This is a genomic window from Bacillus sp. EB01, assembly GCF_000613125.1.
Classification (GTDB): domain Bacteria; phylum Bacillota; class Bacilli; order Bacillales; family Cytobacillaceae; genus Bacillus_D.
This window is the reverse complement of record NZ_HG964497.1, coordinates 2,490,336-2,504,486: the sequence shown is the minus strand read 5'-3', so window position 1 is coordinate 2,504,486 and position 14,151 is coordinate 2,490,336. Positions and strand designations below refer to the sequence as shown.

Annotated in this window: 15 protein-coding genes; 9 read left to right on the top strand and 6 right to left on the bottom strand. The window is 42.6% G+C overall.

The features are described from left to right. The first annotated feature begins 191 nt into the window (after positions 1-191). Complete coding sequence (locus TY16_RS11430) at positions 192-1,328, top strand: CAP-associated domain-containing protein (RefSeq protein ID WP_043932069.1); 1,137 nt, start codon at positions 192-194, stop codon at positions 1,326-1,328. A gap of 87 nt (positions 1,329-1,415) precedes the next feature. Continuing rightward, entirely contained in the window at positions 1,416-1,610 is a 195-nt protein-coding gene (locus TY16_RS11425) for an alpha/beta-type small acid-soluble spore protein (protein WP_043932068.1), read from the top strand. 530 nt (positions 1,611-2,140) lie between these two features. Here the strand turns inward: TY16_RS11425 and TY16_RS11415 are convergent. Continuing rightward, a complete protein-coding gene (locus TY16_RS11415) occupies positions 2,141-2,641 on the bottom strand; it encodes a GNAT family N-acetyltransferase (RefSeq protein WP_043932065.1) in 501 nt (166 codons plus the stop codon). Then, entirely contained in the window at positions 2,641-3,633 is a 993-nt protein-coding gene (locus TY16_RS11410; protein WP_043932064.1) for a glutathione S-transferase family protein, read from the bottom strand. Before TY16_RS11410 ends, TY16_RS11415 begins: the two co-directional genes overlap by 1 nt. Before the next feature lie 334 nt (positions 3,634-3,967). Here TY16_RS11410 and TY16_RS11405 point away from each other — a divergent pair, with 334 nt between their 5' ends. Beyond that, positions 3,968-4,516 (top strand): hypothetical protein, encoded by a 549-nt coding sequence (locus TY16_RS11405; RefSeq protein ID WP_043932063.1) that lies wholly within the window; start codon positions 3,968-3,970, stop codon positions 4,514-4,516. A gap of 37 nt (positions 4,517-4,553) precedes the next feature. Further along, positions 4,554-5,060: an HXXEE domain-containing protein gene (locus TY16_RS11400; protein ID WP_197028387.1), complete on the top strand. Its 507-nt coding sequence runs from the start codon at positions 4,554-4,556 to the stop codon at positions 5,058-5,060. A gap of 40 nt (positions 5,061-5,100) precedes the next feature. Here TY16_RS11400 and TY16_RS11395 read toward each other — a convergent pair whose 3' ends face one another. The 4 genes from TY16_RS11395 to TY16_RS11380 form a co-directional block, all read right to left on the bottom strand. Next, positions 5,101-5,640, bottom strand: coding sequence for an NADPH-dependent FMN reductase (locus TY16_RS11395; protein WP_043932061.1), 540 nt, complete (start codon positions 5,638-5,640; stop codon positions 5,101-5,103). 159 nt (positions 5,641-5,799) lie between these two features. Further along, complete coding sequence (locus TY16_RS11390) at positions 5,800-6,558, bottom strand: CPBP family intramembrane glutamic endopeptidase (protein WP_052342690.1); 759 nt, start codon at positions 6,556-6,558, stop codon at positions 5,800-5,802. 68 nt (positions 6,559-6,626) lie between these two features. Further along, positions 6,627-7,349 (bottom strand): hypothetical protein, encoded by a 723-nt coding sequence (locus TY16_RS11385; RefSeq protein ID WP_052342689.1) that lies wholly within the window; start codon positions 7,347-7,349, stop codon positions 6,627-6,629. A 260-nt stretch (positions 7,350-7,609) separates the two neighbouring features. Further along, entirely contained in the window at positions 7,610-8,659 is a 1,050-nt protein-coding gene (locus TY16_RS11380; RefSeq protein WP_043932059.1) for an NAD(P)/FAD-dependent oxidoreductase, read from the bottom strand. Positions 8,660-8,817: 158 nt separating this feature from the next. Between TY16_RS11380 and TY16_RS11375 the strand changes: the two genes are divergently transcribed. From TY16_RS11375 to TY16_RS11355, 5 genes are all read left to right on the top strand, one after another. After that, entirely contained in the window at positions 8,818-9,663 is an 846-nt protein-coding gene (locus tag TY16_RS11375; protein WP_043932058.1) for an ABC transporter ATP-binding protein, read from the top strand. Next, positions 9,614-10,543 (top strand): iron-hydroxamate ABC transporter substrate-binding protein, encoded by a 930-nt coding sequence (locus TY16_RS11370; RefSeq protein WP_043932057.1) that lies wholly within the window; start codon positions 9,614-9,616, stop codon positions 10,541-10,543. Before TY16_RS11375 ends, TY16_RS11370 begins: the two co-directional genes overlap by 50 nt. Before the next feature lie 397 nt (positions 10,544-10,940). Next, positions 10,941-11,945, top strand: coding sequence for a FecCD family ABC transporter permease (locus TY16_RS11365; RefSeq protein WP_043932055.1), 1,005 nt, complete (start codon positions 10,941-10,943; stop codon positions 11,943-11,945). Continuing rightward, the gene (locus TY16_RS11360) at positions 11,942-12,949 is read left to right on the top strand and encodes a FecCD family ABC transporter permease (protein WP_043932054.1); all 1,008 of its coding nucleotides are present in this window, start codon (positions 11,942-11,944) and stop codon (positions 12,947-12,949) included. Before TY16_RS11365 ends, TY16_RS11360 begins: the two co-directional genes overlap by 4 nt. 197 nt (positions 12,950-13,146) lie before the next feature. Further along, positions 13,147-14,124, top strand: coding sequence for an NAD(P)H-quinone oxidoreductase (locus TY16_RS11355; RefSeq protein WP_043932053.1), 978 nt, complete (start codon positions 13,147-13,149; stop codon positions 14,122-14,124). Positions 14,125-14,151 lie beyond the last annotated feature (27 nt).

Here is a 14,151-nt window from a genome sequence, read left to right as displayed (position 1 = left end):
ATCCCCCTGATTTAGGCTTCCTAGCTAAAAATTGGATGATAATTTACAGACTGTTTCATTCGCGTTACAACGGGTTTTTTAGTTAAATAAGTTAGTAACATAGAATAAAACTGGGTAAAGAATATTGACTGAAATGATTATAGATTCTTCCTGGACTGGTTAGAATTTTAAAGATATGGAGGCTGATGCGTATGGGCCGATTGATTATGCTGATTGGGCTTGTGTTTTTAATAAATTTCTCGTGGCCGACAATCGAGGGCCACTTTAAGAACCCTGGAGATTCTTTGAACCGGGTTCAAGCTGAAGTAACAACTCTTGCGGAAAATCCTGAAATCCGTGATGCAGCAGACAGATTTGCCGAAGCGTTCAGGCAGTTTATCGAGCAGGCCGGCGTTCTTTTTGGAAAAATAACAGACGATGTTCGTGACGAGACACAGTCAGCCCCTCCTGAAAAGGTTGACCTGCAGAATCCTGAGCAGTTGTTTTCCGTTTATAATATTGAGCTCGGCGACGTGAAGGCAGATGTTGAGAAGCGGCTGGGCAGCGAAAAGCGATCAACTCTTAACGAATACGGTTTAAATTGGAATGTGTACCATAAGGAATATCAACAGTTTGTGATGGTTATGTATGATAAGGAAGATCGGGTTGCTGGGTTGTATTCCGGCCAGGATTTAATTGCATCAACAAACGGGATCGAGCGTGGCACAGCGAAGGATGCTGTCCGTGAAAAGCTCGGGACTCCGCTTCGGACGATCCAAAAAGGCGGAATCCACTACCGCCTGCAGCAACAAGAAGATTATGATATCTATTTTGAGGACGGCGCGTATGTGACTGTTTTTTACGATAAGCATGAGGGCAATACAGTCACCGCTCTGCAGCTTGTCAGACAGGATATTGAGGAAAAGAAGACAGATTTATACGGCCATGCGAGCGGTGCATTGAAGGAAGGCTTCGAATATCAGCTGTTTGACTTGACGAATGCAACCCGTGTCAATCACCAACTGCCAATCTTGGAGTGGGATGACCATGTACGTGAAACGGCGAGGAAGCATAGTGCCGACATGGCAAAGAACAATTATTTCAGCCATACGAACCTTAATGGAGAATCCCCTTTCGATAGGATGGAAGAAGATAATTTACGTTTTATGCTTGCCGGTGAAAACCTGGCGTACGGCCAGTTCAGCAGTATTTTTGCCCATGAGGGGCTGATGAATTCCAAAGGGCACCGAGACAATATTTTAAAGAGCCAGTACGAGTACCTCGGTGTCGGTGTCGCATTTAACGAGAAGTCGCAGCCGTATTTTACGCAGAATTATTATGCGGATTAAGTTTGGAATCAGTTGCTTTGATCTGGGAAGACTAAGGTTGGGCGAGCTTTCGCGGCTTGCCCAATTCCTTCGTGGGGAGTGATCATCATGGCTAGAAACAAACTAGTGGTTCCTGGTTCGGAGAACGCGCTGAATCAGATGAAAGAGGAAATCGCCAATGAGTTTGGAGTACAACTTGGTGCAGATACGACCGCACGAGCGAACGGTTCGGTTGGGGGCGAAATGACGAAACGTCTCGTCGCCCTTGGCGAACAAGCAATGCGAAATCGGCAGGGACAATAGTTCTTATAGCTGAACTTTGCAGGAAAAGCTGCCTGGCCATAGTGGCTGGGCAGCTTTTTTGTGGTTTTGGCTTGGGTGTAAATGTGTCTGGATTGTGAATACGGGCGATATAATTGTGAAACTGTCCGATAAAATTGTGAAACAGGACGATATAATTGTTAAACCGTCCGTTAAAAATGTGAAACAGGGTTATAAAATTGTGACAGAGGGATAAATAATTTCGCGGACCGTTTAATGGTGAGACAAATTACCCTGCAGGCAGCTCTCTGGTATCCGACCTTTTTGTTGTTTGTGCCTTGGGTGTAAATGTGTCTGGATTGTTAAAACTTCCGATATAATTGTAAAACTGTCCGATATAATCTTTAAAGAGGGTGATAAATTTCCAAAACCGTCCGATAAAATTGTGACAAGGGGATAAATAATTTCGCGTACCGTTTTATGGTAGGTATATTGCTTCTCCTTGCAGGCAGACTTCCGCTTACCCCACAGCAACTAGCAAACCGGACATGAATTCCATGCCCGGCCTCCCCTTACAACTTTAATTGATATGCTTTAACGATAATCCCGTCATCGGCGGGCTCGAAATCGAATTCAGGCTGGCGCTCAAAGCCTAGTCCTTCGTATAGTTTCATCGCATCACCCATGAATGATCCGGTATGCAGGCCGATAGCACCGTGCCCTTTCGCTCTGGCACGCTCGATGCATTCAAGTACTAGAGCTTTCCCAACTCCTTTGCCACGAAAAGCCTTTTCAACAGCAAGCACACGAATTTCCGGGTGTTCCAGTTCATCCAGCTGCCCTTCATATGCATCGCTTTTTGCAGGAAACAAGGCGACACTTCCTGCAATTTCACCATTGAGCTCAGCGACTATCAGTTCGACTCCCTGCTGCTGGTCCGCTTCAGATGAGATCGCCTTTTTCAGTGCCTTCCAATGGTCGGCAGGAATTTTACCAGAATGCTCCTCATAAGAAGCCAGCCGCTGTTCACGAATCAAAGGTAATTCTTCTTTTTTCGCGTCACGAATGTTCATTAGGCCTCGCTCCCCGGTACCAGAAATTTTTGACGCTTACCGCTGATTGCTTCACGGCCATGCTTCGTAACCAGGCCGCTCAAATCTGGCCCTTTTGGCAAAATGCCTTTCGATTTTTGGTCATCAGCCGCAATATGGTTAGAAAGATGGTAATGTACCTTGATAGCATGGAAATCGGTCGTATCGCCAAACCCCGGAGTCTGATACAAGTCGCGCAAGTATCCCCAAAGATTCGGAAAATCAACTATCCGGTTGCGGTTTGTTTTAAAAGCGGCATAATAGGCAGCATCAAAACGCACCAGCGTTGCATAGAGGCGGACATCGGAATCAGTTATGAAGTCGCCAAATAGGAACCGGCGCGAGCTCAATCGTTCCTCAAGTTCGTCCAGCCGGGCAAATAACGTATCATAAGCCTGCTCATATGCCTCCTGTGACTTGGCAAAGCCGCACTTGTAAACCCCATTGTTCACTTCATGAAAAATAACATCGTTCAGGGAATCAATATCTTCCCGCAGGTGCTCTGGATACAGATCCGGTGCGTTTTCCTTATGGAAAGGTACCCAGGCAGTTTCAAAATAGTTCGTTAACCGGAAATAATCATTATTGACTACCTTCCGTTCTTTGACATCTACTACGACCGGAACAGTCGGCCTTCCGGAATAATCCTGGTCAGTTTCCAAATAGATTTCACTCATATATTTGATGCCCAGAATCGGGTCAACTCCGCCTTCATCCAGTGAAAACTCCCAATCGACATGCGGAAGCCTGGGCCTCATTGGACTTGCAGTCCCAAGACTGATCACATTTTCGAGCCCGAGCACACTTCTGACAATGACGGACCGGTGCGCCCATGGGCATACTGCCGACCAAAGCAACCGATACCGCCCCGCTTCAACTGGCAGCTCCCCCTCCCCCTGGCCAAATGGAGTTGTAAATCTATTTCCCTGTCTTTTGAATGAGCCGTCCTTGCTTATCTCAGCCGATTTTTCCATTCCAACATCCCCCTAGGTTAAAAACTATGTAGTAGTTTTATATTATATTAATCCGATAGGAATTTAAAATTAAATGGTTTTTATACAATTAAAAAAACCAATTCGAATCAGCGAGTGACTGCTCTGTCCAGAAAATAATTCAGCGGTTTTTTTATTAATTCGAACAGTTTTTATAGTAATTCAGCGGTTTTAAAATTATATCTTAAAGTGCGGAGTATTCAGAAAACAACTTGACCAATTTGTCATTTTCCCGTTGTTTTTTGGTAAAGAATTTTTGCATAGGTCCAATATCCTTCAGATTGTGTTATATTATTTTTAAAAACGGAGGAAAAAAATGGTTGGATTTTTGATAATTGCTTGTGAAGTGTTGTTTTGGATTATGATCGTAGCGGGGTTGTTCTTTCGGTATATAGTTAAGCGTAAAAAACTGGGTGCAGTATTACTGTTATTGACTCCTATAATTGATTTTGCACTGCTCGTTGCCACCGCCATTGATCTGCAAAGCGGCAGTGAAGCATCCTTCATACATGGCCTAGCCGCCTACTATATCGGAATGACGATTGCTTTTGGAAAGAAAATGATACATTGGGCCGACGAGCGCTTTGCCTATAAGTTTGCCAATGGTCCAAAGCCAGTACTGAAACCAAAGTTCGGTAAGGAGCATGCAAAACACGAGCGACAAATGTTTAATAGGCATCTACTTGGATGGGTAATTGGGAATGCCATTCTTTGCGCAATGATTCTACTCATCGGGATAGGCAAGCAAACCGAAGCGCTCGTAAATGTGATGTCGCTTTGGGGTGTAGTCTTGGCGATCGATTTCCTTATTTCCTATAGCTACACCCTGTTCCCTCGAAAAAATCAAAAGTCGATTGTGGGGTAGGAAGAACATGCTATCTTTTATAAATGAGAATATTAGTATGATAACGCTGATTTGGCTTTTTCCGGTTATCTTCATGCTTCATGATTTCGAGGAAATCATTTTTGTAGAGTCGTGGTTCAAGAAAAATTACTATAAGGTCCGACCCCGGGTTCCCGCATCTATGCTAAAAACCTTTGAGAGTATGTCCACAGTCACCTCGGCTAGATTTTCCATCCCGGTTCTATTCCAACTTGTCATCTATATACCCGCCTGTTATCTCGCGGCTGAACAAAACATGTTTGGCTTGTTCATTGGATTCACTGTGTTGTTTTTCTTGCACTTATTTATGCATATAGGCCAGTCTATATTTTTAAGTATGTATGCTCTTGGGACTGGAACTTCGCTACTTGTACTCCCATATTTTCTTTACTTGTTTTATCGATTATTTTCAGAGGACATGTTAATGTTCTCCGACCTGCTCTTCTCCCTGCCATTCGGACTATTGCAGGCCGCGGCCCTTTTTGGAGGCCATGCAATTGCGCCGAAGATTCTTCCAGAAAAATAATAATCCTTCAGGTTCGAAGTCCTGAAGGATTATTTCCATTCTATGCTTTTGCAAAATCAATGAATCGCTCAACGACTTCATCGATGAATCCTAGCGTAGCTTCATCAACCAGCCTGCCACCCTTAAACTTCGCAAATGCTTGTGTTATTAAGATCTCGTTGCCTGCAGGCTGCAGTACTCGCGCCTGAAGACCAGGGCTGGAAAGGATTTGTCGCAAATGCAGCTGGGCGCGGATGGTACCCATCACACCAGGTGTTGCACCGGCAATTAACACAGGCTTATTTTTCAATACAAAATCAACACGTGATAGCCAGTCGAGAGCATTTTTCAGAACACCCGGCACAGACCAGTTGTATTCCGGAGTAACAATCAATACGGCATCGGCATTTAGAATTTCTCTTTTGAAGCGTTTAACTTCGTCGCTAGGTTCAAGTTCCTGATCTTGATCGTAAAATGGCAGCCCGGCAATTTCCACAACAGAAATTTCTAGTGTATCGCTGTATCGCTCGCGAAGCGTTTCAACCAGCTGCAAATTCAAGGATTCTTTTCTAACACTGCCTACAAGTGCTGCTATTTTCATGGTCATCCCCCGTTATGTATATATTTTCTAGACAAAGTTATTCTACTCTAACAAATTTTCAACTTCAAATGTCCTGTTTGAAAATATGTAAATTTCTGATAATCATTAGGCGAAATCACTGCTTTTGAGTCAACGTATATTAAAATAGTAATTAGAGTTTTAGATGATAAATCCGCTATACACCATTCCAATATTAATTACGAAATGAAAAAAAATACTTGGATAAACACTGTTTGTTTTAAGTGTGATTAGTGCGTATATTACCCCTGCAAATGAAATTATTAGACTGAGAGGTAGTGAAAAACCAATTGAGAGATGAAGAAGTCCAAAACCAATACTGGTAACGGCAATAGCATACCCTGTGGATGTATATTCTTTAAGACTCGAAAGCAGCGTGCCCCTCCAAATAACTTCCTCAAAAACAGCATTAATAAGAGAAAAAAATATACCAAACAAAACTAGAGATTGAGTAAACTCTATATCCTTTTGAACGATAAAAATCGCATATATAACTACATTTACAACAATTCCAATTAGCCAAAACCAAAACATATCAACTTTATGAAATGGTAAGACGATAGGATTTTTCCAATCAGCATTTTGATTGTACCAAGACACCTTCTTCTTAAAGAAGAAATGGTTAAAAACAATTCCTAAAATAATAAAAACAAGAGAAAGACGATTAAAAATAATTTTAAATTCCTTTGAAATGTTCATCGTTCCAATGAACTCATTCGATAACGAAAACAAGACAAAACCAATTAGAAACGATAACAGTACGGATGTAACGAAACGTTTCTCTTTATTAGCAAATAACAATATCACTAATCCGAGAAATACAAATAAGGATAATACTCCGTGTATGTAAGAAATAGAAACAATCCCAATAAAAAATAAAGCCGCAATTATTACTAACAACAGAATCCCTCCTTTCTCCTTTTAAACAAACGTATGACACTTTCCAACTTTATGGACAAAAAAACAAGTTATTTTCCTGTCTTAATTGCTGTTTCGCTTATGATTAAAGCTAGTCTCAATCTCCCTAACCATTTTTCAGAATTACTCAGAACCCTGTTTAATCCATTAATATCTTCGTGATATTCTAAACCCTCAACCGAAGCATAATCTACCTTCAATTTTGCAATCCTGTGAGCGATCATTGCCCATTCAGAATCAGTCATTTTTTCGCACGAATATTTATTAATATATTCAGCGGCTTTTCTTGAAAATGAACAGGAGCCAGCAGTAATGTCTACGTCCATACCTAGTTCAAGGGAACAAATTTTGTTTGTTATTTTCTCAGTCTCCACCCATTCGGGCGGATGAGTATTCATAGCTCTGTCAGTACGTCCCAAAATGAGATAATCGTAATTTGGGATGGCAGAAACAATCGTTCTTAGTTCTTTTAAATGATTTGCACCCCAGGTTAAAAGCCTGTCAAAATCACAGTAATGGTAATAGTCACTTTCTCCGTTTAGCCCAAAATCCACCACTTCTCGTCTTGCCTGGGCCGCGCCTTTTTTAGGAATAATTTTTAAAGTAAACTTGCTATTTTCCATTTCCTTGATGTACTCAATTGAAGATTCTTCACTGATGGTTAAAAACAATTCTTCATAAATATCTTCTAGTTCTCTTTGAAGTTCATTGAATAACCTTATGTTTTTTCCATCCGGATCGTGAGTAACTGTTAAGAGGCCTATTTTAGGCAAAACTTCCACCTCATATATTGATTTGGAATAAAAACAAATACATAAATTAAAATTCCATATTAAACCAGCCGCGTTGAATAACAGATTCGACAAAAAAGGCCGTTATCCTTCTGGAATAATGTCCTGTTTAATGAAACCGTACTTTTTATAACTTGCTTAAGGACCCTATAAATAATAAAAATGACGTGTTCCAATTTCCCACGTCATTTTTATGTGTTATTTATCTTGAATGCATCCAACCAAAATTTGTATTATATCTGCTATTCCACCATCTTGAAAACTAACTCCCTGTTCATCTGTTTGAAGGCTTCGTGATTGGACGAGACCATCGCCATTTCACCTGCTTCAGGCTCAATGAATTTCTTAGCCCTGTTCACGGCATTTGCAGCATCTTGGAACGCACCCGCAATCAAGAAAACCTTGCCATCGTATTTCACTATATCCCCTGCGCCGTATAGTCCTGGTATTGATGTTTCCCCGGTTGGCGTATTTTTCAAATAAAAATTATCAAGCGTCTTAATGTCTAACTTACTATTGGCAAAAAGTGAGGCGTCCTGGTCAAAACCGTGTGTTACAAGCACTTCGTCAACGCCGATACTTATCTCCCTGCCTGTTTCGCTCGATACAAGCTCAACTTCGCCAATTCTCTCCTCCCCGCCTATAGGAACGAGGCGGCTGATTGTTGTATTCATCAGGCATTCTACACCGCTGTTCTCCAGCTGTGAGACTTGGGCTTCATGGCCAGCAAAAGCACCCTTCCGATAGGTTAAATACACCTTCCTGGCAACTGGCTCGAGCAAGTTTGCCCAATCAATAGCGGAATTTCCACCACCGGAAATAAGAACGACCTTATCCTTAAAACGTCTAATTGAATCCACCGAATAGTGCAAGTTGGCAGCTTCAAACCGGGATGCCTCTTCCAGCTCAAGTTTCTTCGGAGTGATGATGCCTGCCCCAATAGCAACAATGACAGTTTTTGAAAAATGAACCTCACCGGAGGCGCCCTCAAGCACGAAAATTCCCTCTTCATTTCTTGAAAATGAAGTGATTTTCTCATTTAAAACCACCTCTGGTTCAAACGTCATTGCTTGTTTAACCAAATGACCAATTAAATCCCTGCCGGTTACCGGAGCAAATCCTCCAACATCCCATATCAGCTTTTCCTGATACAAATTAATTTTTCCGCCAAGTACAGGCTGGGCCTCAATCAGCTTCACTTTCATATTCCGGAGGCCTGCGTAAAAAGCGGAATATAATCCGCCTGGCCCTCCTCCGATGATAATGCAATCGTAAATGTCCGCTTTATTCATAGGTTTCTCCTTTGTTTTGCCATATTTAATGATGTATGTGTTATTTGTCACAGGTTTGTCATTGACGGAATTTCCGAATCCCTTTATAGTGTTAATTGTAAGCGAAACTGATAATCATTATCAATTGAAAAATTAGTAAATGTTTTGGAGGAATGATCATGAATCGCCTTTATACTGAAAACTTGCAGGTTGGCTACGGAGAACGCTCAATCGTGAAAGATTTGTCTGTTGAGATTCCTGATAACCAAATAACCGTGATCATCGGCCCGAACGGCTGCGGAAAATCGACTCTTTTAAAAGCGATGTCGAGAATCATCTCGCACCAGTCCGGCTCCATCCTTCTCGATGGGGTTAGCATCCAGCGCGAAGACACGAAAACACTTGCCAAGAAAATGGCGATCCTTCCCCAAACACCTGAAAGCTCTTCTGGTTTGACGGTAGGTGAACTTGTTTCATATGGCCGCTTCCCATATCAAAAAGGGTTTGGCCGTTTGTCGAAAAAAGACATTGAAGTTATTGACTGGGCACTTGAAGTAACCGGAACAATCGATTACAAATATCAATCTATTGATGCCCTATCAGGCGGTCAGCGCCAGCGCGTCTGGATCGCAATGGCATTAGCCCAGGAAACCGATATTATTTTCCTCGATGAACCGACAACATACCTTGACATGGCGCATCAGCTCGAAGTCCTTGAATTGCTTCAGGACCTGAACCGCGAACAAGGCCGTACAATCGTTATGGTTCTCCACGACCTTAGCCAGGCTGCGCGCTTTGCTGACCACATCATCGCGATGAAAGACGGGCAAATCGTCAAATCTGGAACTTGCGATTTTGTTATCAATAAAAAAGTACTTAGAGAAGTATTCAACATCGATTGTGAAATCGGCGTTGATCCTTATACAAAAAAACCAATGATTTTAACTTACAACCTACTAAAAGGAGAAAACAAACATGCTAAAAAAACTTCTACCATCCCTGCTCGCACTGGTACTGGTGCTTAGTGCATGCGGCAGCAACTCTAACAACAACAGCTCTTCCAAAGAGCCTGAGAAGAAAGATGAACCAACAACCATCACGTATCAATCCGAAAACGGACCGGTTGAAGTACCAGCAAATCCAAAACGAATTGTAGTACTCTCTTTCTCTTTTTCCGGTAATGTGCTTGCACTTGGCGGTAATATAGTAGGAATTGATGCCTGGTCAAAAGCCAATCCCCGATTTGAGGAAGGGTTGAAGAATGCAGAAGTGGTAACCGAAGATAACTTGGAGAAAATTATTGAGCTAGAGCCAGATCTAATTATAGGTTTGTCTTCCATCAAAGATGTTGACAGACTAAAAGAAATCGCGCCAACGATTACTTACACGTATGGCAAAAATGACTACCTTACCCAACATATCGAAATTGGGAAACTTTTGAACAAAGAAAAAGAAGCAACAGATTGGGTTAATAACTTCAAGAAACAAGCTCAGGCTGCCGGAGAAGAAATTAAAGCAAAAATCGGTGCGGATGTGACAGTTTCCGTTATCGAAAACCAAGAAAAGCAGCTTTACGTATTCGGCAACAACTTCGCTCGCGGTACAGAAATTCTCTACCAGGAAATGAAGCTCAACATGCCTGAAAAAGTTAAACAGGATGCACTTAAGCCGGGCTTCTTTGCAATCAGCCCTGAAGTCCTTTCAGACTATGCCGGCGACTACGTCATCTTCAGTAAAAATGCAGATGGCGACACATCCTTCCAGCAGACTGAAACTTACAAGAACATTCCAGCAGTGAAAAATAACCGTGTGTTTGAAGTTGATGCGAAAGAGTTTTACTTTAATGATCCCCTTACACTTGAATATCAGCTCGAATTCTTCAAGAAAGCGTTCCTGGGCAAGTAATTTGGGTAATAAGACGTAAAAAAGAGGAATTCTGCAACCGGAATTCCTCTTCTTTTATATAAATTTTTGAACAATAGTACATAAGCAAAACGCCATTGTGAAAAAGCGCAGAGGATAAATGACCGAAGTCTGTCGAGGACATATTGTCATAGCCATTTAGCTAAAATGTCCTCGAAATATACTATCAAGTACAATTTGCCTTAGGTAGAAATCCAAAATGTCCTTGAAACACATTTTCGGGTACAATTTACCTTAGTTGAATGATTAAAATGTCCACGAACAAACGACAAACCACTAAAGTGCCCCTAAGCATTGTTCCTAAAATGCCATAGTGCTAACATGTTAAGTAGATTCCTTCAAAGATAGAATTATATTTATAAGAAATGAAGTTGATAAGATGGCGACTGATAAAAAATCATTATTACCTATTAAATTTGTTGGCGGTCTAATTTTGTTTATTGTTTCATTCACTATAGCCCTTTTATTCGGTGCCGCCGAGACGAGCCTGAAGGATGTCGGTCAGGCATTGTTTACCTCTCAGAAATCGGACACTCTGACAATGCTTCGTGAAATCCGCTTTCCTCGTGAAGTCGGCGCGGTTTTCGTTGGTGCCGCATTTTCTGTTGCCGGAGCAATCATGCAAGGTCTGACTCGTAATCCGCTCGCCGACCCCGGTCTGCTTGGCCTGACAGCGGGTGCTAATACAGCGCTTGCTGTAACGATTGCTCTCCTGCCAACTGTTGGTTACTTCGGAATCACAATTGCCTGCTTTATCGGCGCCGCTATTGGAGTCCTGTTAGTTTTGGGTATGGGAACTGTTAAAAAAGGAGGCTTCTCCCCTCTTCGGATAGTTCTTGCAGGGGCAGCGGTCTCAGCTTTTCTTTATGGAGTTGCAGACGGAATCGGACTTTATTTTAAAATCTCGAAGGACGTTTCACTTTGGACATCTGGCGGGCTGATGGGTACGTCATGGAGCCAATTGAAAATAATCATTCCATTTATTCTAGTCGGCATTGTCCTCGCACTGGTTCTGTCAAGGCAGCTTACCATCCTCAGCCTTAGTGAGGAAGTGGCTGTCGGCCTTGGCCAAAAAACTGCACTCGTTAAAACCGTTCTCGTTATTGCGATTGTCCTGTTGGCAGGTGCTTCTGTCGCACTGGTAGGAAACATGGCATTTGTCGGGTTGATGATTCCGCATATAGTCAGGCTCGTGGTTGGAACTGATTATCGTTATGTTTTGCCAATGTCCGCAATTGCCGGTGCAGCCTTCATGCTGCTGGCTGATACAGCGGCGCGAGTCATCAATGCCCCATACGAGACACCACTCTATGCAATCGTATCGGTATTGGGACTTCCCTTCTTCTTGTTCATTGTAAAGAAAGGGGGAAAAGTCGCGCTATGATCCATCCTTCCATTCTAAAAAAACAACGTATTCTTCTACTCGGACTTATTGTTTTGACCATTACAACCATCGTTGTCAGCCTGGGACTTGGTTATTCGTCAGTCACTTATGACCGTATCCTCCCTACTCTTTTTGGGAACGGGACGTTTAAAGAAGAGTTCGTCCTGATGGAACTTCGCCTGCCCCGCATTTTTGTCACGTTTTTAGCAGGTGTTGGACTCGCTGTTGCCGGATCAATCCTGCAGGGCCTGACCAGAAATGACCTTGCCGACCCAGGTATCATTGGAATAAATTCAGGTGCCGGTATTGGGATTGCAGTGTTTTTCTTGTTCATGCCGATTGAAGCAGATTCGTTTGCCTACCTGATTCCGATTATTGGATTTATCGGGGCAGTCGTAACAGCACTGCTCATTTATCTACTTTCATACAATCGCGGTACTGGATTTGATCCTGCCAAGCTGATCCTTGTTGGGATTGGGTTTTCAATGGCTCTGTCAGGTGCTATGATCGTCGTGATTTCGTCCGCTGAACGCCAGAAAGTTGATTTCATTTCGCGCTGGCTTGCCGGCAATATCTGGGGAGGCGACTGGCCATTCGTTCTTGCTCTTCTCCCATGGCTCGCCATTCTTATTCCATTTACCTTGTTCAAAGCAAATCGGTTGAACATCCTTACACTGAACGAACCGGCTGCCATTGGTGTCGGACTCTCCCTGGAACGGGAACGGTTTACTCTCCTTCTTGCTGCAGTTGCACTTGCAGCGGCGTCCGTTTCCGTTACTGGCGGAATTGCTTTCATCGGGCTAATGGCGCCGCATCTTGCCAAAGCCTTGATTGGACCACGATATCAGTTATTTCTGCCGCTTTCCATGCTAATCGGAGGCTGGCTGCTCCTATTTGCGGACACGATCGGACGTAACTTAGCCGAGCCTGAAGGCATACCAGCAGGAATCATGGCCTCTCTAATCGGGGCGCCATATTTCATTTATTTATTGATGAAAAAATAAATGCCAGAGCGCTGATGCTCTGGCGTTTTTCGTCTCCCTTACGCTTCCAGTTCAAAAGCATATGTTCCTATATCGCTAAGATAAAACGTATCAGAAAACCCAATAGTGAAGAATGAATAATGTGGGTAGAGGAATAATCAAACCTTTTGCTGAAAGGCTAGAGAATAGCTAGAATTACTATGAAAGGAGGCTCTTTAATGATAGCAATCAGTGTAAAACAACCAGGCGGTCCAGAACAATTACATATTGTTGAGTTTGATAAACCCACCCCAAAAGACGGTGAGGTTTTAATCAAAGTAAAAGCTGCAGCTGTGAATCGAACAGATATCGTAACCAGACAAGGCAAATCGGGATATATGGGCAACCCGATTTTAGGTGTTGAAGTTGCTGGAATTGTTGAACAAGCGGGCAAAGGAGCAACCATAGCTGTCGGCACGCGCGTCATGGGGCTTGTGAATGGAGGCGGCTATGCGGAATATGCCGTTATGCCGGCTGAAAGAGCGATGGTGATTCCGGACAACCTAACATTCGAGGAAGCTGCGGCTATTCCTGAAGTTTTTTTGACCGCGTATCAAACGCTATTTTGGATCGGCCAATTGCGTGCTGGTGAAACCGTGCTTATTCATGCTGGCGGCAGTGGAGTTGGAACAGCGGCGATTCAACTTGCAAAACAGATTGGGCAGGCAAATGTCATTACAACCGCCGGAACCAAAGAAAAGCTGGATTTTTGCCGGTCATTAGGTGCGGATGTATGTATAAATTATAAAGAACAGAATTTTGACGAGGAAGTCCTTAATGCGACCAACAACAAAGGTGTAGATTTGATTCTCGATTTCATTGGAGCATCTTATTGGAAAAAAAATCTTGCCAGCATAAAAGTAGATGGCCGATGGGTATTGATTGGGATATTAGGTGGCGCAGAAATAGAAAAATTCAATTTAATGGACTTGATGGTCAAACGGATTCAATTGACTGGAACGCTTCTAACACCAAGAAGCGATGAATACAAGGCAGCACTAACATCTGAACTTTCCGCTAAAACCATGGAGCTCTTTACTAATAACAAGCTTCGTCCAGTTGTTGACCATGTATTCTCACTTGAACAAGTCCAACAAGCACATGAACATATGGAGAACAATAAAAATATCGGAAAGATTATATTAAAGGTTAATTAACATAATTGTTTTCGGAGATGGTATTTA